The sequence below is a fragment of the Kribbella sp. NPDC048928 genome (genome assembly GCF_043197975.1).
Classification (GTDB): domain Bacteria; phylum Actinomycetota; class Actinomycetes; order Propionibacteriales; family Kribbellaceae; genus Kribbella.
Map to the genome: position 1 here is coordinate 504,474 of NZ_JBICUC010000006.1, position 21,066 is coordinate 525,539.

Consider the following 21,066-nt stretch of genomic DNA (forward strand, 5'->3'; position numbering starts at 1 on the left):
TTCGAGATGGAACTGACGACCGTGTGGTTCATCGCGATCGCGATGCTGTGGACGGGGTACTTCGTCCTCGAGGGTTTCGACTTCGGGGTCGGGATGCTGTACCGCGTGCTCGGCCGCGACGAGCGCGAACGGCGGGCCGCGATCACTACGATCGGTCCGGTCTGGGACGGCAACGAGGTGTGGCTGATCATGGCCGGCGCGGCGACCTTCGCGGCGTTCCCGGAGTGGTACGCGACGCTGTTCAGCGGGTTCTACCTGCCGCTGTTCGCGATCCTGGTCGGGCTGATCCTGCGCGGGGTCGCGCTGGAGTACCGCGGCAAGCGCGACGATCCGGTATGGCGGTCGCGGATGGACGTACTGATCGTGGTCGGGTCGGTGCTGCCCGCGCTCCTCTGGGGCGTTGCCTTCGGCAACATTGTGCGCGGCGTACCGCTGGACGCGTCGCACGAGTACGTCGGCAGTCTCGGCACCCTGCTCAACCCGTTCGCGCTGCTCGGCGGCCTGACCTTCGTCGCCGTCTTCGTCACGCACGGCGCGATCTTCCTGGCGTTGCGCACCACCGACGACCTGCGGAACCGGGCCAACCGGCTCGCCATCCGCACCGGTGCGGTCGCCGCAGTGCTCGCGATCGCGTTCCTGGCCTGGGCGCAGGCGTTGCGCGGCGACACGGTCTCGGTCGTGATCGCGATCGCGGCGGTCCTGGCCTTCGCGGGCGGTTTGGTCGCGAACGTGCTGCGCCGCGAGGGCTGGGCCTTCCTCGGTACGACGTTCGCGATCGGCCTGGCCGTGGTGTCGTTGTTCGTCGCACTGTTCCCGGACGTGATGCCGTCGACACTGGAGCCTGGGTCCACGCTGACCGTCGTCGGGGCGGCCTCCTCGGCGTACACCTTGAAGGCGCTGACGATCATCACGGCGATCTTCCTGCCGCTGGTCCTGCTGTACCAGGGCTGGACGTACTGGGTGTTCCGCAAGCGGATCGTGGCCGCATGAAGCCACTCGACCCGCGGCTGCTCCGGCGCGCTCGTGGCGCACGGGTCTTCCTGGCTGCCTCAGCACTGATCGGTGTGCTGAGCGGCGCACTCATCATCGTGCAGGCGGTCCTGCTGGCTCACGGCATCGCAGGTGTCGTACTGCGAGGCAGTGGGGTCACGACAGTGGCCTGGGGTCTGCTGGCCGTTGTTGCTGGACGGGCGCTGCTTGTCTGGGCGCAGGAGGTCACCGCACAGCGTGCTGCGGCCGTGGTGAAGTCGACGCTGCGCCGGCAGGTGCTGGAGCACTCCCTCAAGCTGGGCCCGCTGTGGCTGAGCGGCGAACGCAGCAGTGCGCTCACAACGCTGCTGACAAAGGGCCTGGACGATCTGGACCCGTACTTCGCCCGCTACCTGCCACAGCTCGTACTGGCATCCACCGTGCCGGCCGGTGTGATCGGGTGGATGGCGACCGGCGACCTGATCGCCGCGGGGACAGCACTGATCACGCTGCCGCTCATCCCGATCTTCATGGCGCTGATCGGTTGGGTGACGCAGGCGCGTAGCCGGCGCCGGCAGCACGCGTTGGCGGTGCTCGCGCATCACTTCGCGGATGTGGTGGGTGGACTGACCACGCTGAAGCTGTTCGGCCGGGCGAAGGCGCAGGAGTCCGCGGTACGACGAGTGACCGACCAGCACCGCGCCGCGTCGATGGGGAGCCTGCGGGTCGCGTTCCTGTCGTCGTTCGCGCTGGAGCTGCTGGCGAGCCTGTCGGTGGCGTTGATCGCGGTCGGTGTCGGGCTCCGGCTCGTGAACGGCAAGCTCGGGCTGGAGACCGCCTTGATGGTGCTGATCCTGGCGCCGGAGGCGTACCTGCCGTTGCGACAGGTCGGTATGCAGTTCCACGCGAGCGCCGACGGTGTTGCTGCGAGCGAGGAGGTGTTCCGCGTACTGGAGACACCGCTGCCCGAGCGCGGCGATCGCACCGACGTACCTGATCTCCGCGTGACGCCCTTGTCCTTGTACGACGTGACGGTGAGGTACCCGGGTCGTGAGGAGCCTGCCCTGGACGGGTTCGACCTGGAGTTGCGGCCGGGGGAGGTGGTGGCGTTGACCGGAGCGAGTGGTGCTGGGAAGTCGACTGCGCTGGCCGTACTGCTCGGGTTCGTCGCACCGGAGCGAGGTGTGGTCGTGGCTGGTGGCAGCGCGGCCGACGAGTTCGATCCGGCGGAGTGGCGACGGCAGTTCGCCTGGGTACCGCAACGCCCCGGCCTGCGGCTGGGAACGGTCGCCGACAACGTACGGCTCGGCCGGCCGGACGCGTCCGACGACGACGTTCGGCTGGCGCTCATCGCCGCAGGTGCTGGCGAACTGGAGCTGGACAAGGCGGTGGGGGAGCAGGGCCAGCAGTTGTCGGGTGGTCAGCAACGACGGGTCGCATTGGCACGAGCCCTGCTCACTGAGGCACCGGTGTTGTTGCTCGACGAACCAACTGCCGGACTCGACGCCGACACCGAAGCCGCGGTGGTCAGCGGACTGCGTTCCAGCGGCCGTACGGTCCTGATGGTCGCTCACCGCCCGGCGCTGATCGCAGCGGCCGACCGCACAGTCACCGTCGGAGCACGAGAGTTGGTGCACGCGTGAAGGGATTGGTCCGTCCGCAGCGCGGTGTCGTGTGGCGCCTCGTACTGGCCTTGGCCCTGGGGGTCGCGGCAGCCGGCTCCGCCGTCGCGCTACTCGCTACCTCGGCGTGGTTGATCACAGCAGCGGCCGCACAACCACCTGTGCTGTTGCTGATGGTCCCGATCGTTGCTGTGCGTGCGTTCGGCGTCGGGCGAGGTGTGTTCCGGTACGTCGAGCGCCTGGTCGGTCATGATGCGGCGTACCGCGTACTGGGCGAGACCCGTGCTCGCATCACCGGACGCCTTGAGAAGCTGACCGTCCAGCGGCGAGGTGATCTGCTCGCGCGGCTGGTGCTGGACGTGGACGCGGTCCTCGACCTCTGGCTGCGGGTCCTGCTGCCCGTTGCGGTTGCCGCCGTGACAGCGGCCGCCACAGTCGGTCTCCTCGCGCTGCTGCTCCCGGCAGCCGGTGCAGCGGTCGCCCTGGCGGTCCTGGTCGCATGCACGGTCGTTCCGTGGCTGACCGCTCGCACCGCACAGCGGGCCGAGCGCAGCATCGCCGGAGCCCGCGGGGACGTCGCCGCCTCCGCCACCGAGACCCTGCTGACAGCGGCCGACGTACTGGCCTACAACGCGGTCGACACCGTTCTGGACGATTTCAGCCGCCGCGACGCCCGGCTGGCTGCTGCCGAACGCCGCTCCGCCTGGAGCACCGGCCTGGGGAGCGCCCTGCTCGTCCTCTGCATCGGCGGCGCCAGTGTGGCCGCGCTGGTCCTGGGCAGTACGGCGGACGTCAGCGGGCCGGTCTTCGCCGTACTGGTCCTCACCCCGCTCGCCCTGGCCGACGTGCTCGGCGGGATCCCGGCAGCTGCCCAACTGGCCATCCGGGTACGGGCGTCCCTCGCCAGAGTCCAGGAACTCGTAGACGCTCCGGACTCGGTCACTGAGCCCGCGGAGCCGCTGCCGCTGCCAACGGGACGCGATCTGCAGGTGAACCTGCTGCGGGTCGGGTACGGCGACACGGACGTACTGGACGGCCTCAGCCTGGACATGCCTGCTGGCAGCCGTGTGGTGATCACGGGGCCGAGCGGATCGGGCAAGAGCACGCTGGCGGCCGTACTGCTGCGATTCCTGGAGCCACGCGGGGGAGAGGTTCTACTGGATGGTGTAGACCTGGCCAGGCTCGAAGGTGATCAGGTGCGGTCAGTTGTCGGGCTGTTGACACAGGAGAGCCACGTGTTCGACACCAGCATCCGGGAGAACCTGCTGCTCGCGAAGCCGGGTGCGAGCGACCTGCGGCTGTGGAAGGCGCTCTACCGGGCCCGCCTCGGGACATTCGTCGAGACCCTGCCGGACGGTCTCGACACCATGGTCGGGGAGCACGGGGCCCGCCTGTCGGGTGGGGAGCGCCAGCGGCTCGCGTTCGCCCGGCTCCTGCTCGCCGAGCGCGACGTACTGGTCCTGGACGAGCCAACCGAGCACCTGGACGAGGAGACCGGCCGTGCACTCCTTGCGGATCTCTTCGCCGCGGCCGGCGACCGGACCGTGGTGCTGCTCACCCACCGCCCCGAGTTGGTGCCTCATCACGTACCGCGACAACTGGTTTGCCTGACGTGACGAATGCGTGCGGCGGGCCGGGCGTCTGTCAAGATGGGGAACCGTGACCTCACAGCTCATCTCGCTGCTCTCCGACCAGGCCCTGATCACCGTCGTCGTCGTGATCGCGGTCGTCCTGGTCGTCGGTACCACCGGTCTGGTCGTCGCCCGCCGGCGCCGCGGCGAGTTGCCGTCGGCCACCAAGCCGGCCGTCGAGGCACCCGACGCCGCCAAGACCACCGGAACCGCTGGGACCACAGCGGAGCCCCAGGTCGGTGAGGACGCCGAGGAGCCGCGCGACACGCCGACCCGCACGCTCGAGGACACCGAGCTGCCGGAGTCCGCGACGCCGACGGTCGAGAAGCCTGAGTCCGCGCAGGGCCGGCTGGTCCGGCTGCGCGCCCGGCTGGCCCGGTCCCAGGGCTCGCTCGGCAAGGGGCTCCTGGCACTGCTCTCCCGGGACAAGCTCGACGAGGAGGCGTGGGAGGACATCGAAACCACGCTGATCACCGCCGACGTCGGTGTGGCGCCCACCCAGGAGCTGGTCGAGAAGCTGCGCACCCGGATGCGTGTCGAGGGCGTCGGCGCCGCCCAGGCCCGGGAGGTCCTCCGCGAGGAGCTGATCGACCTGGTCGACCCGTCGATGGAGCGGTCACTCAAGGCGAGCCGCCGGGACGGGCAGCCCGCCGTCATCTTGATGGTCGGGGTGAACGGCACCGGCAAGACCACGACCGTCGGCCGGCTGGCCCGTGTGCTGATCGCCGAGGACAAGCGGGTGCTGCTCGGTGCCGCGGACACGTTCCGTGCCGCCGCCGCGGATCAGCTGCAGACCTGGGGCGAGCGGGTCGGCGCCCGGACCGTCCGCGGCCCCGAGGGCGGCGACCCGGCGAGCATCGCGTTCGACGCGGTCAAGGAGGGCATCGCGGAGGAGGCGGACGTCGTCCTGGTCGACACCGCCGGCCGTCTGCACACCAAGACCGGCCTGATGGACGAGCTCGGCAAGGTGAAGCGCGTCATCGAGAAGTCCGCCGAGGTGGACGAGGTGCTGCTCGTCATCGACGCCACCACCGGCCAGAACGGCCTGACCCAGGCGCGGGTGTTCGCCGAGGTCATCGACGTCACCGGCCTGGTCCTGACCAAGCTGGACGGTACGGCCAAGGGCGGCATCGTGATCGCGGTGCAGCGTGAGCTCGGCGTACCGGTCAAGCTGGTCGGCCTCGGCGAGGGTCCGGACGACCTGGCGCCCTTCGACCCCGAACAGTTCGTCGACGCCCTGCTGGATTGATGTAGAGAATCGGCCACCGGTTCCGTCTCCGGACAAAGGCTCTACCTACGAGGAGATGACATGACCAAGTTCATGCTGCTGATGTCGATGGACGGCGGGAACACCGACGTACCGATGCTGGAGTGGGACAAGGCCGACATGGACGCCCACATGAAGCACCTGGGCGACTCGATCGAACGCCTGCGGCAGAGCGGCGAGCTCGTGGAGGTGAACGCGCTCACCTGGCCGAAGCACGCCAAGGTGGTGCGGGCGACCGGCGTCAGCGCGCCGGTGCTGACCGACGGTCCGTTCGCCGAGTCCAAGGAGGTCCTGGCCGGGTACACGATGGTCGACGTCGTGTCGGAGGAGCGGGCGCTGGAGATCGCGGCGGAGCAGTCCTGCGCTCCCGGGCCGGGCGGCGTCCCGTTGGAGCAGCCGATCGAGGTCCGCCGGGTGATGGACGGGGACGGCGATCTCCAGGACTTCTGACTACGAGCTGGAGGACCTGCTGCGGGAGCTGACGCCGCAGGTCCTCGGGGCCGTGGTGCGTTGGTCCGGTGACTTCGCAGCGGCCGAGGACGCCGTACAGGAAGCACTGCTCGCAGCCGCGACCACCTGGCCCCGGGACGGCCGGCCGGACAGCCCGAAGAGCTGGCTGATCCAGGCCGCCTCCCGGCGACTGATCGACGAGGTCCGCCAGCAGCAGGCCCGCCGGCGCCGTGAGGAACGCGCGGCGCTCCGCGAAATACCGCTCGGAGAGGTCGAGGAGTACGACGACACGCTCCGGCTGCTGTTCTTGTGCTGCCATCCCACGCTCACGCCCGCGTCGGCGATCGCCCTGACGCTCCGGGCGGTCGGCGGACTCACCACAGCCGAGATCGCCACTGCGTACCTGGTGCCCGAGGCGACCATGGCGCAGCGGATCAGCCGGACCAAGCAGAAGCTCAAGGGCGCGAGCTTCGAGCTGGACGCGGACGCCGACCGCCTGCGCAACGTGCTGCACGTGCTGTACCTGATGTTCAACGAGGGCTACACCAGTACGAGCGGGGCCGAGTTGCACCGCAGCGATCTCTCCGGTGAGGCGATCCGCCTGGCGCGCGCCGTACGGGCTCAGCTGCCGGATGACGGACAGGTCACCGGACTGCTCGCCCTGATGCTGCTGACGGACGCCCGGCGTGGTGCACGCACTGGCCACGGCGGAGAGCTCATCCCACTGGCGGAGCAGGACCGGACGCTGTGGGACCGCGAGTACATCACCGAGGGAGTCGCGCTGGCGGTGGAGGCGTTCGACACGCCACCGCTGGGGGAGTACCAACTCCAGGCGGCGATCGCCGCGCTGCACGACGAGGTGGACCGCGCCGAGGACACCGACTGGCCGCAGATCCTCGCGCTCTACGGCCTGCTCGAGAACCTGTCCGGCAACCCGATGGTGAAGCTGAACCGCGCGATCGCGGCCGCCATGGTGGACGGCCCCGACGCGGGCCTGAAGCTGCTCGAGCCGCTGGACTCCGAGCTGGCCGGTCACTACCGCCTGGACGCCACCCGCGGGCACCTGTACGAGATGCGCGGCGACCACGGGACCGCCGCCGAACACTTCCGTGCGGCGGCCCGCGGTACGACGAGCCTGCCGGAGCGCGACTACCTGATGGGCAAGGCCGCAGCGATCAGTTAGTCCGCCGGTGCCCGCCGACGGGTGTGTCCAGAACGGCGTTGTCCGCCGCAGCGGACAGGTCGTTCCACCACAGGATCTCTCCGGTCGGGGTCTGCTCCTCGTCCTGCTTGGCAGGGCCTTCCGGCAGCTTGCCCAGCCGCTCCACCTGCTCCGCCAGTGCGTCGAGGACCGAGCGCAGTTGGACGTGAGCGACCCGGGTGAACGTCCGGACGTACTCCAGCTCGGCCACCGGGGCATCGGTGGCCGGGATGTGCTTCACGGCGGACTCCACCGAGTCGTGGGCCTGCTTCAGCGCCTCACGCTGCTGTGACCGCGCGTTCTCCACCAGGTCCTTGGCGTACTCCTCGGCCTCCGCCACCAGGTTGTCCGCGATCTGCTGCGCCTGGCTGAGCAACCCGACCGCGTGTGCGGTGATGTGCGCCCGCTGCTCCGCGTCCGTGGTGCTCTCGCGCAGCCGTTCGACCTCCGCACGCAGCGCGGACCGGTCCGCGTCGGCGTACTCGACCTGCTCCGACAGGTCGGCCAGGTATTCCGACACCTCCGCGGTGTCGTAGCCCTTCCGGCGGATGCTGAACAGCTGGTTCCGAATGGAGTACGGCGACTGCGCCGCTCTACGGGTGAACGGGTCTTGGCGCGTCACTGCTGACTCCCTGCCGAGGTCGTGGTCCCCAAGGACTCGGTGTGGATGGCCGTGGCCGGCACTCCGGCCGCGGTGAGTTCCGCGACGGTGTGCCGGACCATCGCGGGCGAACCACACACCAGGGCGGTGCGGTCGGCCCACGGACCGTGGCCGGCGGCGACCGCGCCGACCTGGCCACGCTGACCTGGGTACGACGTGTCGTCCGACACCACTGGTGTGTAGCTGAACCAGGGCCTCTGGGTGAGGTTGCTGAGTTGCTTGTGCTCGTAGAGGTTCCAGGGCATCCGGGCCCCGTGGAACAGGTGCACCCGGGGCACCTGCTGGGTGGCGGCCCGCCGGTCGAGCTGCTCGAGCATCGCCCGGAACGGTGCCAGACCCGTACCGCCGGCGATCATCAGCACGTCGTGGCCGGTGTCCTCCGGCAGCTTGAGCGACTCACCGACCGGGGCACCGATCCGGACCGCATCACCGCGCTTCAGCGAGCGAACCGCCGGACCGCTGACCTGACCGCCCGGGACCAGACCGATGTGCAGCTCGAAGGAACCGTCCTGGCGTGGTGCGTTCGCGGGGCTGAAGTAGCGCCAGCGCCGCGGCCGGTACGGGATCTCCATCGCCACCGACTGTCCGGGCCGGTAGTCCAACGGCTGCTCCGGGTGGATCTGCACCACCGTCACGTCCATCGTGCGCCGGTCCACACCGAGCACCTCGCCGGGCCACCAGGCCGGTGCGTCGTCCTCGGCGGACTCTTCGGCGGCCTGCACCATCACGCTGGAGACCAGGCCGTACGCCGCCGCCCAGTCCGCGGCCAGCTCGGGCGTCCACGCCGCGCCGAGGAAGTGCTGGAGGGTCGCCAGCAGCGATCCACCGACCGCCGAGTAGTGGTCCGCCACGGCACCGAAGCGCCGGTGGTCGCGACCGAGCTGCTGCAGGAACGGCACCACCTCGTCGAGCTGTGTGGCGTTGCTGACCACGGCACCGAGGGCGCCGACCAGCTTGTCGCGTTGCGCGGCCATCGAGACCGGGAACATCTCCCGGACCTCGGGGTGCGACAAGAACAAATGCGAGTAGAAGAACAACGGGACCTCGTCGCCGGCCTTGGCGACGAGAGCCCAGCTGTTCTTCAGCGCGTCGGGATCCATCGACCGCGTCAGTTGGCGGTGACGATGTCGCCCTGGGTCGCGCCCAGCGCCTTCACCACCCGGCCGATGATGTCGTCCGGCACCTCGTGGGCCTCGAGCGCACCGACCAGGTGCACCACCACCGCCCCGAAGTCGCCGCCGGTGATGCCCCGGCCCTTGTGCGCGTCGGCCAGCGCCTGGCCCTCGTACGTGACCGGGCCGCCCATCACCTGCGAGACCAGCTGCACCTGGTGCCGCTTGAGCCGGGCCAGGTCGCTGTTCGCGAAGTACCCGTTCAGCTGCGGATCCGCGAGGACGTTGCGGTAGAAGAGCTCCACCACGGATGCGATCGCCGGACCCCCACCGACCGCGTCGTAATCGCTGTCCCCGGCTGTTCCGGCCTGCGTCTGCTCGACCACGGCGCAACATCTCCCAACCTCGAAATTCGGTCCCCGAGCGGTGACGATCCGAGCACTCTGCGGCGTCACGGTCAAGCAGAAGACCGGGAATTACCGTAATCCGTCCGATCATCGTGCCGCTTGTTTCGGGGTCCGCCCGGGCGGGTAAACAGAGAGCCGGACAGGATGTTGCTGCAGGCAAGCATCAAACGTATTGTCCAAAGCCGGCGGCCGGTTCCTCGTTTGTTGCCAACAGCAACCGAAGCAGGATCCGTGCCTTGTACGGATCGAGGAAGCCACCGTCGATCAGCCCGCGCTGCAACAGATCGGTTTCCGATCCGGGGGAGCGGTAGGTGCTGCGCAGGATCGAGCCGGCGCCGGTCCGCGACGTGAGCACGACCGGTATCCGGTTCGCCAGCTCCCCGAGCACCGGAGCGAGTGCGGACGGCACGTGCCCCACGCCGTACCCGGCGACGACCAGACCTTGGTGAGTGTCGGCCAGCCCCCGCAGCAGCAGGCCGTCGTCGTCCAGCGTGACGGTGTAGAGCGCGACCTTGATGCCGTCCAGTGCAGCAGGCTCGGCACTGCCCTGTACGCCGTCCAGCCGCAGCGGCCTGGTGAGAACGCGGACCTGGTCCTCGACCACATGACCGATCGGGCCCGTGTTCGGCGACACGAACGTCCCCGTACTGGTGCTGTGCGTCTTGCGGACCCAGCGGGCCGCGTGGATCTCCTCCTTGAATACGACCAGCGCTCCGAGGTCACGAGCCGCGGGGGAGCAGGCGACGCGCAGGGCGGCCAGGAGGTTCGCCGGGCCGTCGGGGCCCGCCAGTGTGGGGTTGCGCATCGCGCCGGTGAACACCAGTGGCTGCGGATGCGGCCAGACCAGGTCGGCGAGGAAGGCGCTCTCCTCGAGGGTGTCGGTGCCCTGGGTGACGACGACCCCGGCGGCACCGGCTGTGACGGCCTTGGAAGCGGCGTCGATGACCTCGAGCAGCTTGGCTGCGGTGAGGTCGGCGCTGGGGATCTTCTCGACGTCCTGGATCTCGACCTGGTGTCCCAGGCCGGACAGCCCCGGCATGGCCGCGGTCAGGTCGTCGCCGGTGAGGCGCCGGTTGCCGGCCATCGAGATCGTTCCGCCCAACGTGAACAACGCGACGGTCACTGCGAGTCTCCTGTCATTTGGTTCGCGCTCTGACGTGCAGCCGCTCCCCCTGCGGGCCGTACAGACATAGCACCTCGGCCGGTCCAGGTCCCGGATTGGAGAACCAGTGCGGCACCCGGCAGTCGAACTCGGCCACCTCGCCCTCTTTGACGACGAAGTCCTGGTCGCCGAGTTTCAGCCGGACGCGGCCGGACAGCACGTAGAACCAGTCGTAGCCCTCGTGAGTCTTCTGCACGATGTCGTTGCCCGGAAAGCCCTCCGGGAGGATCTGCTTGAACGCCTGCAGCCCGCCTGGCCGCCGGCTCAGCGGAATGTGGATGCTGCCGTGCCGCCTGATCGGCTTCGCGTAGATCCGTGGGTCGCCGGTCGGCGGCGCGTCCACCAGCTCGTCCAGCTGGACCTGGTGGGCCCGCGCGAGCGGCAGCAGCAGCTCCAGCGTCGGTTTCCGCTGGCCGGACTCCAGCCGGGACAGCGTGCTGACCGAGATGCCGGTGGCCTCGGACAGCTGCGCCAGTGTCGTCCCGCGTTCGATCCGCAGTGCGCGCAGCCGCGGTCCGACCGACTCCAGGACATCCTCGTCGTTTGCCATACCGGCAAGAATACTTGTCGAAAATGAAAATCACACGCAGTCTCGGGGACAGACCTGAAGAACAGAGGAGTCCAGAGATGACGAAATACGACGTGATCGTGATCGGCGGCGGTGCGGCCGGGCTGAGCGGGGCGCTGGCGCTGGCCCGCTTCCGCCGGTCGGTCCTGGTGATCGACGACGGCACGCCGCGCAACGCGGTCGCCGACGGGGTGCACAACTTCCTGACCCGCGACGGGACGCCGCCGCACGAGATCTACGCCATCGGCCGGCAGGAGGTGCGGGGGTACGGCGGCGAGTTCGCGGACGGCTCCGTGACGACGGCCCGGCGCGAGGCGGACGGTGATTTCGTGGTGGAGCTGGCCGACGGTACGGCGTACCGGGGCAGGAGGCTGCTGGTCACGACCGGTCTCACCGACGTGCTGCCCGACGTACCAGGGCTGGCCGGGCGGTGGGGCAAGGATGTGGTGCACTGCCCGTACTGCCACGGCTGGGAGGTGCGGGACCAGGCCATCGGGGTGCTGGCTACCAGATCCATGGCGATCCACCAGGTGCAGCTGTTCCGGCAGCTGAGTGACGACGTGACGCTGTTCCTGCACACGGCACCCGAGCCGACCGAGGAGCAGTGGGAGGAGCTGGCAGCGCGCGGCATCGCTGTAGTGCAAGGCAAGGTCGAGGAGGTCGAGGTGATCGACGACCGGATCACCGGCGTACGGCTGGAGGGCGGCACGGTCGTCCCGCGGCAGGCGCTCGCGATTCAGACGACCGTTCGAGCCCGTGCAGGCTTCTTGGCCGACCTGGGTCTGGAAACGACCCTGGTGGAGGCGAACGGGGTAGAGGTCGGTACGGCGATCCAGGTGGACGGGCGGGGCGCTACGGACGTTCCTGGCGTTTTCGCGGCCGGCAACGTCAGCAACCCGATGGCCCAGGTCATGCCGTCCGCAGGGGCCGGTCTGATGGCCGCAGGTGGCCTCAACTTCGATCTGATCGCCGAAGAGACCCGTCTGGCAGTAGCAGCGCGGAGTAGTTGAGGAGTTGAATAGAGCTGGGAGGGTGGATGCGCGACACGGTCGACCCGGATTTCGCCTCGTTCGTGGATGCACGACAGGGCAGATGGCTCCGCACGGCGTACCTCGTGTACGGCGACGTGCACCGAGCCGAAGCGGTACTGCTGCACGCCTTCACGCAGCTGTCGACGCGCTGGCCCAGGGTGGACGACCCGGACATCTTCGTCCAGCGCCAGCTCTACCTGCCCGCCCTGCGGCCGTGGAACCGCGCGAAGCCGTTCGAGGGTGCGGAGGGCCAGGTCGAGCTCGCGCTGGCCGAACTGTCACCCGCACAGCGCGCTGTGTTCGTGTTGCTGCACCTGGAGGAGCTGACCGAGTTCGAGGTGGCGGACCTGCTCGGGATGTCGCAGACCGCCGTCCACACCCACGCCCTCACCGCGTTCGGCATCTTCCGTACGGCACTGGGCGCGGGGGACCGGAAGGACGCCCGATGAGACGCGAGGACGTACGGCCGCTGCTGGCCAAGGCGGTCGACCCGGTGCTCGACCCGGACCTGGCCGACGCGGCCTGGGCCGGCGGCCTGTCGGTACGCCGCCGGCAGCGCCGTGTCGTCCAGCTCGCAGTGGTGGCCGTGATCGCGATCCTCGTCGCGCTCTCGATCGTCATCGGCCTCAGCTGAAGGCTCACTCCGGCTCCAGGATCGTCCGCAGCGTCACCTCCGCCAGCAGGTCGGCGTCCTCGGGCGGCGGCATCGGCTGCCCGGTCAGCGCCCGGATCACGAACACCCCCGCCATCCACTCCACCATCAGCACCGGATCGGCGCTGGGTTTGATCGGTTCACCGCGGGCCCGGGCCCGCTCGAGGGCCTGCGCGGTCAGCTCGATCCGGCGCTCCAGCACACCCCGGTAGACCGCAGCGGACCGCTCGTCGCGGTTCGCCTCCGAGACCGCGAGCCGGATCATCGCCCGGCCCTGCTCGGTGTTCGCGAACGCCAGCGCGACCCGGTAGACCTGGCGCAGGTCACCCGCGATCGAACCGGTGTCCGCATCCGGGATCTCCAGATCGAACAAATCGGCCAGTGCGTCGTTGGCGAGCAGCTCCTTGCTGGCCCACCGCCGGTAGATCGTCGCTTTGCCGACCCCCGCGGCCTCGGCGACGTCGTCCACCGTCATCCCGTCGAATCCGCGCTCGAGCAGCAGCTGCACGGCGTACCTGCGGATCCGTGGTTCGGCTTCCGGGTCCCGTGGCCGGCCGCGGCGCGGCCTCACCCCGTGGTTCGGCTCCATTCGAATGTTCCCCAGGTCGGACGGGTGCAGTGGCGCGGCTGCGGCCCGTGTGGTCCAGGCCAGAGTGCCACACTCCGCTGCGTAGTGAGCGCCGTCACCTCGATGTCACCTGGGAGCGCGCTTTGTCACACGCCTGAAACAAACGGACCGATCGGCTGAAACCGCGCGCCGACACCGTGTGCGGAGTGGCCGAGCGGCGGGCTCCCCGGCGTTGTGGAGACCTCCCCGGACTGAGGACGCCGGCCACCCCCGTTCGATGGAAGGGATGACGTTGATGGAGATCAACGCCGGCGATACCGCCTGGGTGCTGGCCAGTGCCGCCCTGGTGATGCTGATGACCCCGGGACTGGCTTTTTTCTACGGTGGCATGGTGCGCGTGAAGAGCGTGCTGAACATGATGATGATGAGCTTCGCCACCATCGCCGTCGTCACCATCTTGTGGGTGGTGGTCGGCTACTCGCTGACGTTCGGCGGTGACTCCGGGCACGTGATCGGGAACTTCTCCGAGGTCGGCCTGAAGGGTCTGCTGGCGCCGGAGGCGGTGAGCGGGACGACGCCCACGCTCGCGTTCGTCGCCTTCCAGATGATGTTCGCGATCATCACCCCGGCGCTGATCTCCGGTGCGATCGCCGACCGGGCCACGTTCCGCGGCTGGATCGCGTTCGTGGTCGGCTGGACCTGCCTGGTCTACTTCCCGGTCGCCCACTCCGTGTGGTTCCTGGACGACGGCAACGGCGGCTGGATCGGCGACAAGCTGAAGGCCGTCGACTTCGCCGGCGGTACGGCGGTGCACGTGAACGCCGGTGCCGCGGCGCTGGCGCTGGCCATCGTGCTCGGCAAGCGGATCGGCTGGAAGAAGGACCCGATGCGGCCGCACAGCCTGCCGCTGGTCCTGCTCGGTGCCGGGCTGCTGTGGTTCGGCTGGTTCGGCTTCAACGCCGGCTCGGCGCTGACCGCGGGCACCACCGCCGCCGTCACGTTCGTGAACACCCAGGTGGCCACCGCGGCCGCCGTGATCGGCTGGCTGATCGTGGAGCGCCTCACCCACGGCAAGGCCACCACGCTGGGCCTGGCGTCCGGTGCGGTCGCCGGTCTGGTCGCGATCACTCCGTCCTGTGGCGCGGTCACCCCGATCGGCGCGATCATCCTCGGCCTGCTGGCCGGTGCCATCTGCGCGTTCGCAGTGTCGCTGAAGTACAAGCTCGGGTTCGACGACTCGCTCGACGTGGTCGGCGTCCACCTGGTCGGCGGTCTGTTCGGCTCGCTGGCGATCGGCCTGCTCGGCTCGGCGGCGGCGCCGTCCGCGGTCAACGGCCTGTTCTACGGCGGCGGTGCCTCGCAGCTCGGCAGGCAGGCCGTGGCCAACGTGGTGGTCGGGCTCTACTCGTTCGGGGTCGCGTTCGTCCTCGGCAAGGTGATCGACAAGACCATCGGCTTCCGGATCAAGGAGGACGACGAGCTCACCGGCGTCGACCAGGTCGAGCACGCGGAGACGGCGTACGACTACCTGAGCGCCGCCGGACTGCGCGGCGCGCTCTCGGCCCGCCCCGTTGCCGCAGCGGTAGCGGCCGGGAAGGACAATGACGCCACCGAGCCCTCGGAGAAGACTGAGCCTTCCGACAAAGAAGAGGCGAACGCATGAAGCTGATCACCGCGGTGGTGAAGCCGCACAAGCTCGAGGACGTGCGGGCCGCGCTGGAGACGTTCGGCGTCACCGGGATGACGGTCACCGAGGCGAGCGGGTACGGCCGGCAGAAGGGCCACACCGAGGTCTATCGTGGCGCCGAGTACGAGGTGGACCTGGTGCCGAAGGTGCGGCTCGAGGTGGTCGTCGAGGACGGCGACAGCGCGGACGTCGTGGACGTGATCGTGAAGGCCGCGCAGACCGGCAAGATCGGTGACGGCAAGGTCTGGGTCACGCCGGTCGAGACGATCGTCCGCGTCCGCACCGGCGAACTGGACGGAGACGCGCTCTAGATGATCGGCCGGACAGCATGATCGACCGTGCGGAGCAGCGGCGGGTCCGTGCCCAGGAGGCCGACGAACTGCTGCAACTGCTGCTGGCGAAGGCCTGCGACGCCCTCGGTGTACCTACCGAGGGCGTCGCCCTCGTCGCAGTAGGCGGGTACGGGCGTGAGGAGCTGTCGCCGTACAGCGACCTCGACGTGATGCTCGTGCACGCCGAGGGATACCCGCGGATCGACGAGCTGGCGGCCCAGATCTGGTACCCGCTGTGGGATTCCAGGACCAAGCTGGACCACAGCGTCCGCACCCTGGCCGAGGCGCAGCAGGCCGCTGCTGCCGACGACCGGGTCGCGCTGGGGCTGCTGGACGCACGACATGTCGCGGGCGACTCGCACCTGACCCTCCAGCTCCGGTCGGTCCTGATGGCGGACTGGCGACGTACGGCGAAGTCCCGCCTGCCCGGGCTGGCGCAGGCGTGCCGAGACCGCGCCACCACGATCGGAGAGCTCGCCCACCTCGCCGAGCCGGACCTCAAGGAGGCGTACGGCGGTCTGCGGGATGCCGTCGTACTGCGTGCTCTGGTGGCGTCGTGGCTGGTCGACGTACCGCATCCGGTGGTGGAGCGGGCGCGGCGCGATCTGCTCGAGGTCCGCGACGTACTGCATGAGGTGGCCGGCCGGGCCACGGACAGGCTGGTTGCCGACCTGGCTGGTGAGGTTGCGGCCGGGCTCGGGTTGTCGGGGCGGGACGAGCTCCTGCGACACGTGTACGCGACGGGTCGGAGGCTCGCCCACGTGTGTGACGTGTCGTGGCGACGCGTCGAGAGCTTGATGACCAGGCCGCCGCGGTCCCGGCGTCGTCAGCGCACCGGTGGGCCCCTGCTGCTTGCCCTGGACGACGGTGTGGGTCAGCACGAGGGCGAGGTCGTGCTGATGCCGGACGTCCGACCGGAACGCGACCCGGTGCTCGGCCTGCGTGCAGCGGCGGTGGCTGCTGACCGGGAGCTCGTACTGTCGCCGGCTGTCTGCGCACGGCTGGCAGCTGCGGCTGCTGACTTGCCGGAGCCCTGGCCGGGAGAGGCGCGGCGGCTGCTGTGCGCTCTGCTCGGTGCTGGTTCCGGGCTGCTCGAGGTGTGGGAGGCGCTGGACCAGGCCGGGTACGTGTCGCGGCTGCTACCGGAGTGGGACGCCGTACGGTTCCGGCCGCCGCAGTCGGCGATCCACCGGTACACCGTCGACCGGCACCTGCTGGAGACCTGTGTGGAAGCGTCCGCGATGGTGCGCGACGTACGGCGGCCTGACCTGTTGCTGGTCGCTGCCCTGCTGCATGACCTCGGCAAGGCGCTCGACGGCGACCACAGCGTCACCGGTGCGGGCATTGCGGCGGGTGTGGCCCGGCGCATCGGGTTCAACGACGCGGACGCGGACACGATCACGCTGCTGGTCCGGCAGCACCTGATGCTCGCGCAGGTCGCTACCCGGCGCGACCTGGAGGACCCGATGACCGTGGAGTTGGTCGTGGGGATCGTGCGCAGCACCGAGACGCTGGACCTGTTGGAGGCGTTGACGTACGCGGACGCCCGCGCGGCTGGTCCGGCGGCGTCCTCACCGTGGCGGATGCGGCTGGTGGGGGAGCTGTGCCGTCGCGTACGCAGCGACCTGGCCGGTGGTGGCGAGAGCATGTGGACCGAGACACCGCCGGTACCGGTGCCGGTGCTGCACCAGGTGGTGGGCGTCGGCCGACTCGGCCTCACGGTGACGGAGCACCACGGGGACCTCCGGGTGAACGTCGCCGTACCTGATCAGGTGGGGACGCTGTCTACGGTTGCTGCGGTACTGGCAGTGGAGCGGCTGGCTGTGCGGTCTGCTGTCGTCACGTCCGTTGAGGGCCTTGGCATCTCGCAGTGGACCGTCGCCGGATCGCCTCCCGATCCAGTGCGGCTCCGGGACCGGTTGGCCGTCGCGCTGCGGGACTCGTCGGACGTCGTACGGCGACTGACCGCGAGGGACTCGTCGCAGGCACGTGTCGCCGGCCGCGTCGACCTGCTGCCGGAGGCGTCCGAGACGGCGACCGTGCTCCAGGTGCGCGCTCATGACCGTCCGGGACTCATGTACGACGTCACAGCGGCGATTGCGGCCACCGGTGCGGACATCCGGTCCGCGCACGTCAGCACGCTCGGTGCGGAGTGTGTGGACGTGTTCTACCTGACCGACCGCCACGGCGCCCCACTCGAACCCGAAGACGCGCGGACGACCGCCAAGTCGGTGCTGGATCGCCTGACCTTCTAATCTCCCTACGTGGAACTTGTAGAGGCACTGCAGCGACAAGCGACCGCCTGTGAGGACTTGGGGTCGCCGATGTACGCCGAACTGCTCCGGCTGCTCGTCGACGACTACGAGGTCGGTGGGGTGTCGGTGCAGGTCCTGGAGGGGTACGACGGCCGGTCGTTCGGTGAGGCGATCGGGCTGCGGCTGCTGGCCGCAGTACACGGCCTGGTGCTGTCCGGTACGGCACCTGAGCTGGCGGCGTTCTACCCGAGTACGGGCGGTGCGTGGGACCCCGTGCTCGGCTGGGAGGCGTTCGAGCAGGTGCTGCAGGCGCGGATCGGGGAGGTGCGCTCGCTGCTGACCCAGCCGCCGCAGACGAACGAAGTAGGCCGTTCGGCCGCGCTGTACGGCGGTCTGTTGCAACTGGTCGCAGCGGTGCCGCTACCGGTGCGGCTGTTCGAGATCGGAGCCAGCGGGGGACTGAACCTGCGGGCGGACCACTTCCGGTACCTGGCAGACGGGACATCGTACGGGCCTGCTGACAGTCCCGTGGTGTTCGAGTCGGCCTGGACGGGACAGGTGCCGTCAGCGGACCTGCGGATCGCCGAGCGCGTCGGCTGCGACATCGCGCCGGTGGATCCACTGACCGACAACGGTGCGCTCACACTGACGTCGTACGTCTGGCCAGACATGACGGATCGCCTAGCTCGGCTGAGGGGCGCGTTGCGGATTGCCCGCGAGGTGTCGGCCGACGTACGGCACGAGGACGCCGTCTCGTTCCTGCGCGGACTGGAACTGTCCGAGGGCCACGTGACGGTGGTGTGGCACTCGATCATGTGGCAGTACCTCCGCCGCCCCGACCGCACCGCCATCGAGACCCGCCTCACAGAGCTGGGCGCGCAGGCCACCCCGACAACGCCCCTGGCCCACCTGAGCCTCGAACCGCACCGCGTCCTCACCCACGAACGCGGCTCGGACGGCTACGAGTACCGCATAACCCTGCAGACCTGGCCCACCGGCAAAACCCGAACCCTCGGCACCGCATCCCCCCACGGCCAGGACCTGGTCTGGGGCTCCTAGCTCAGCGCAGCTACCAGAGTGTCGGTGAGTTCGGCGGCGTAGCGGCCGTCGGGATCCAGGTCCGGGTCGAAGATGCCCACGTCCAGTCCGACGCAGTTCGGCGCGGCGAGCAGCGGCTGGAGCAGCGCCTGGAGCTGTACGTGGTCGATGCCACCCGGATCAGGACTGTCGACGGCCGGCATGATCGTGGCATCCAGGATGTCGACGTCCAGGTGTACCCAGAAACCGTCCAGCCCGTCGAAGTGCGCGAGCGTGCCCCGCGCCACGGCCGACGGATCCTCCGCAACCTTCGCGGCTGAGTACGTTGCGATGCCGGCCTTCTCCACATCGCCGGCGTAGTCGTCGTCCTCGCGGATTCCGATCAGCACCGCATCGGTGTTCCGCGTGTACGGTCCGCGCTCCTCGAGGTTCGTCAGGTCCTGCTGCCCGTGGCCCGTGATCAGCGCCAGCGCCTCGCCCCCGGCTGCGTCGACGTGCGGCGAGTTGTCCACGGTCCGGAAGTCCGAGTGCCCGTCGACGTACACGACGCCGTACCGCCCGAGCCGCTTCAACGCCAGCGTCGGCGCCAGCAGATTGCTGCACTCACCACCGAGCAGCACCACGAACTTCTCCTGCCGCAGGAACCCTTCCAGCCGATCCGCCAGCCGCACCGTGTACGTCGCCATCGCAGCCGCATTGAAAACCCCGTCACCGGGCTGCCACTCGCCAACGTCGTATCGAGGCGGCGTCACGCACCCACCGTCCTCCGCACCGATCCGCCCCACGAATCCCTGGTCCCGCACCGCCCCCGCCAACTTGTAGCACCCCGGCACCACCCCCACCCCCGGCGCCCGCAACCCCAAATTGGAAGGGCCATCCACCACAACCCGCACGACGCGATTCTCCTCTTCGCTCATCTGCGCTCAGGCCCATGGGGTCCGCGCGCCTGCTGCCCGGCTCCGCCGATGGTGGCCTGGCTTCGTGAACCGTCGCCGAGGGACGGCGTACGTCCAGTCGCGCCGTGCGCCGACGCCATCCCAGTCAGGAAGCGCGCCGCCGGGGCATCACCCACCACCGTCGGCTCCCCGGCGTCCGAACGGTACTTCTCCTCACCACCCGACCCGACCTGCGTATCCGAAGAAGCTGCCCCGCCAGGAGCACGCTCTGCGCCAGGCGCACGCTCCGCGCCGCCGGTCGCGACGTCTGGGCCCGGACGGGATGCCTCGCGGCGGATCTCGTCCACCTTCGAGTTCAGCGCCCGCCCGATCTCCTCCGCGACCTGCTTGCCCGCCTCCGACGACCGGCCCGCCAACCTCTCCCACGCCGGATGCAACATCGCCCCAACCAGCTCGCGCCGAACCGCCGGCTGATCGTCCGCGCGCACTACGTCGTGCAGCCGATTCTGTACGACAGCGTCCGCCAACTGGTCGAACTGCATCGACACCGGCTGCTGCCCGAGCTGGTCGATCAACTCCACCCGGTCGACCCGCAAGCCTGATGCCTGGTTGATCAGATCGTTCGCCGCCGCAGCCGTCCCGGTGCGCTGCGACGGATCGAAGGCCACCTGCGGATGCCCCGCCAGTTGAACGAACGCGCTGAAGTCTTCTGCGGTACGGACGGAGGTGATGCCGTCGTTCAGCCCCAGCGACCGATCGTCGCGGACCGCATTGGGCTCATCCGCTGCATCCAGGGCCATCTCAGCCTGCGTCGCTCGCTGCAGAACCGTAGCCAGGGCGCGCGCACGCAGCCGAGGATCGCTCCCCGGTACACCCGGCAGGCCGTCGCGGAGCAGTGTGCGGTTCACCTCGATCGTCCCGGTCAGGTGATCGAAGTGACCGAGCCCATTCGATGCGCGCAGCTCGCCGTTCCAGCGGCCGGCCCTGTTCGGCTGGAGTTGCGCGGCCAGGCCGTACAGCCGGGCGAACTCGACGTACGTCGCAGAGCCTCTCGGAACTTGCTCAGCCATCGGCCCGGGCGGGCTCATCGGTCGACGGGAACGGCGGGTTGCGAAGTGCGTGCTCCATCGACTCGAGGTCCTCACAGAGCGCCCGGATGTCCCACTCCTCCTCCGGCGTCGCACGGTCCGCGAGCGCCCAGATCTGTCGGCGGCCGTCCTCGAGCACAGCGATCTTCTCGTCGGTGCTGCCCTTCGGCGGATAGACCTCGACGTGGATGCGCTCGGCTTCCTTGTACAGCTCGCTGCGCACCGGGACCGGCGGCGGGGGAGTCGCCAGGTCGTCGACGAGGCCGGTGGTCCAGGTGAGTTCGTGTTCGGAGGCGTCGGCCGGGATCAGCGCGCGCAGGCGTACCTGTTCCTCGGCGACGTCGGCGGATCCGGCGCGGACCCGGTCCCGGGCGCGTTTGAAGGCCAGGTTGAAGGCTCGGGGATCGACAGGCATCGGGGCTCCTGGGGGGGTTGGGGCGATGACAGGACGGTAGCTGGTGAAGGTGCT

At 69.6% G+C, this 21,066-nt stretch carries 22 protein-coding genes; 13 read left to right on the forward strand and 9 right to left on the reverse strand.

Annotation, left to right across the window (positions count from 1 at the left end; translation table 11 throughout):
- Positions 1-6: 6 nt before the first annotated feature.
- The 6 genes from cydB to ACGFI6_RS27615 are packed head-to-tail and all read left to right on the forward strand — an operon-like array spanning position 7 to position 7,122.
- Positions 7-990, forward strand: coding sequence for a cytochrome d ubiquinol oxidase subunit II (cydB, locus tag ACGFI6_RS27590; protein ID WP_393123455.1), 984 nt, complete (start codon positions 7-9; stop codon positions 988-990).
- On the forward strand, positions 987-2,612 hold the full coding sequence (cydD, locus tag ACGFI6_RS27595) for a thiol reductant ABC exporter subunit CydD (protein WP_393123457.1): 1,626 nt from the start codon (positions 987-989) through the stop codon (positions 2,610-2,612). The genes cydB and cydD overlap by 4 nt, the downstream gene beginning before the upstream one ends.
- Positions 2,609-4,207, forward strand: a complete 1,599-nt coding sequence (gene cydC / locus ACGFI6_RS27600) for a thiol reductant ABC exporter subunit CydC (RefSeq protein WP_393123459.1) — start codon at positions 2,609-2,611, stop codon at positions 4,205-4,207. Before cydD ends, cydC begins: the two co-directional genes overlap by 4 nt.
- Before the next feature lie 43 nt (positions 4,208-4,250).
- Complete coding sequence (gene ftsY / locus ACGFI6_RS27605) at positions 4,251-5,471, forward strand: signal recognition particle-docking protein FtsY (protein ID WP_393123461.1); 1,221 nt, start codon at positions 4,251-4,253, stop codon at positions 5,469-5,471.
- Positions 5,472-5,531: 60 nt separating this feature from the next.
- Positions 5,532-5,939 (forward strand): YciI family protein, encoded by a 408-nt coding sequence (locus tag ACGFI6_RS27610; protein ID WP_393123463.1) that lies wholly within the window; start codon positions 5,532-5,534, stop codon positions 5,937-5,939.
- Positions 5,923-7,122 (forward strand): RNA polymerase sigma factor, encoded by a 1,200-nt coding sequence (locus ACGFI6_RS27615; protein ID WP_393123700.1) that lies wholly within the window; start codon positions 5,923-5,925, stop codon positions 7,120-7,122. The genes ACGFI6_RS27610 and ACGFI6_RS27615 overlap by 17 nt, the downstream gene beginning before the upstream one ends.
- Here the strand turns inward: ACGFI6_RS27615 and ACGFI6_RS27620 are convergent.
- From ACGFI6_RS27620 to ACGFI6_RS27640, 5 genes are all read right to left on the reverse strand, one after another.
- A complete protein-coding gene (locus ACGFI6_RS27620; protein ID WP_393123465.1) occupies positions 7,115-7,762 on the reverse strand; it encodes a DivIVA domain-containing protein in 648 nt (215 codons plus the stop codon). The genes ACGFI6_RS27615 and ACGFI6_RS27620 overlap by 8 nt on opposite strands.
- Positions 7,759-8,901: a globin domain-containing protein gene (locus tag ACGFI6_RS27625; protein WP_393123467.1), complete on the reverse strand. Its 1,143-nt coding sequence runs from the start codon at positions 8,899-8,901 to the stop codon at positions 7,759-7,761. The genes ACGFI6_RS27620 and ACGFI6_RS27625 overlap by 4 nt, the downstream gene beginning before the upstream one ends.
- A gap of 8 nt (positions 8,902-8,909) precedes the next feature.
- A complete protein-coding gene (locus ACGFI6_RS27630) occupies positions 8,910-9,299 on the reverse strand; it encodes a group 1 truncated hemoglobin (RefSeq protein ID WP_393123469.1) in 390 nt (129 codons plus the stop codon).
- A gap of 184 nt (positions 9,300-9,483) precedes the next feature.
- Positions 9,484-10,443, reverse strand: coding sequence for an asparaginase (locus ACGFI6_RS27635; RefSeq protein ID WP_393123471.1), 960 nt, complete (start codon positions 10,441-10,443; stop codon positions 9,484-9,486).
- 13 nt (positions 10,444-10,456) lie between these two features.
- Positions 10,457-11,032 (reverse strand): cupin domain-containing protein, encoded by a 576-nt coding sequence (locus tag ACGFI6_RS27640; RefSeq protein WP_393123473.1) that lies wholly within the window; start codon positions 11,030-11,032, stop codon positions 10,457-10,459.
- A 77-nt stretch (positions 11,033-11,109) separates the two neighbouring features.
- Between ACGFI6_RS27640 and ACGFI6_RS27645 the strand changes: the two genes are divergently transcribed.
- Genes ACGFI6_RS27645 through ACGFI6_RS27655 form a run of 3 tightly spaced genes read left to right on the forward strand, consistent with a single transcriptional unit; the run spans position 11,110 to position 12,715 of the window.
- Complete coding sequence (locus ACGFI6_RS27645) at positions 11,110-12,060, forward strand: NAD(P)/FAD-dependent oxidoreductase (RefSeq protein ID WP_393123475.1); 951 nt, start codon at positions 11,110-11,112, stop codon at positions 12,058-12,060.
- A 26-nt stretch (positions 12,061-12,086) separates the two neighbouring features.
- On the forward strand, positions 12,087-12,530 hold the full coding sequence (locus ACGFI6_RS27650) for an RNA polymerase sigma factor (RefSeq protein WP_393123477.1): 444 nt from the start codon (positions 12,087-12,089) through the stop codon (positions 12,528-12,530).
- Positions 12,527-12,715 carry a hypothetical protein gene (locus ACGFI6_RS27655; RefSeq protein WP_393123479.1) on the forward strand — a complete coding sequence of 63 codons (189 nt, stop codon included), beginning with the start codon at positions 12,527-12,529 and terminating at the stop codon, positions 12,713-12,715. Before ACGFI6_RS27650 ends, ACGFI6_RS27655 begins: the two co-directional genes overlap by 4 nt.
- A gap of 4 nt (positions 12,716-12,719) precedes the next feature.
- On the opposite strand, the gene ACGFI6_RS27660 is transcribed toward ACGFI6_RS27655, so the two are convergent.
- Positions 12,720-13,304 (reverse strand): TetR/AcrR family transcriptional regulator, encoded by a 585-nt coding sequence (locus tag ACGFI6_RS27660; RefSeq protein WP_393123481.1) that lies wholly within the window; start codon positions 13,302-13,304, stop codon positions 12,720-12,722.
- Positions 13,305-13,587: 283 nt separating this feature from the next.
- Between ACGFI6_RS27660 and ACGFI6_RS27665 the strand changes: the two genes are divergently transcribed.
- Genes ACGFI6_RS27665 through ACGFI6_RS27680 form a run of 4 tightly spaced genes read left to right on the forward strand, consistent with a single transcriptional unit; the run spans position 13,588 to position 18,634 of the window.
- A complete protein-coding gene (locus ACGFI6_RS27665) occupies positions 13,588-14,964 on the forward strand; it encodes an ammonium transporter (protein WP_393123483.1) in 1,377 nt (458 codons plus the stop codon).
- On the forward strand, positions 14,961-15,299 hold the full coding sequence (locus ACGFI6_RS27670) for a P-II family nitrogen regulator (RefSeq protein WP_131346991.1): 339 nt from the start codon (positions 14,961-14,963) through the stop codon (positions 15,297-15,299). The genes ACGFI6_RS27665 and ACGFI6_RS27670 overlap by 4 nt, the downstream gene beginning before the upstream one ends.
- 17 nt (positions 15,300-15,316) lie before the next feature.
- A complete protein-coding gene (locus ACGFI6_RS27675) occupies positions 15,317-17,575 on the forward strand; it encodes a [protein-PII] uridylyltransferase (RefSeq protein WP_393123486.1) in 2,259 nt (752 codons plus the stop codon).
- Between the two features lie 9 nt (positions 17,576-17,584).
- Positions 17,585-18,634 carry a DUF2332 domain-containing protein gene (locus ACGFI6_RS27680; protein WP_393123488.1) on the forward strand — a complete coding sequence of 350 codons (1,050 nt, stop codon included), beginning with the start codon at positions 17,585-17,587 and terminating at the stop codon, positions 18,632-18,634.
- On the opposite strand, the gene ACGFI6_RS27685 is transcribed toward ACGFI6_RS27680, so the two are convergent.
- From ACGFI6_RS27685 to ACGFI6_RS27695, 3 genes are all read right to left on the reverse strand, one after another.
- A complete protein-coding gene (locus ACGFI6_RS27685; protein ID WP_393123490.1) occupies positions 18,631-19,365 on the reverse strand; it encodes an arginase family protein in 735 nt (244 codons plus the stop codon). The genes ACGFI6_RS27680 and ACGFI6_RS27685 overlap by 4 nt on opposite strands.
- 161 nt (positions 19,366-19,526) lie before the next feature.
- A complete protein-coding gene (locus ACGFI6_RS27690; protein ID WP_393123492.1) occupies positions 19,527-20,579 on the reverse strand; it encodes a hypothetical protein in 1,053 nt (350 codons plus the stop codon).
- The gene (locus ACGFI6_RS27695; RefSeq protein WP_393123494.1) at positions 20,572-21,012 is read right to left on the reverse strand and encodes a hypothetical protein; all 441 of its coding nucleotides are present in this window, start codon (positions 21,010-21,012) and stop codon (positions 20,572-20,574) included. The genes ACGFI6_RS27690 and ACGFI6_RS27695 overlap by 8 nt, the downstream gene beginning before the upstream one ends.
- Positions 21,013-21,066: the final 54 nt, after the last annotated feature.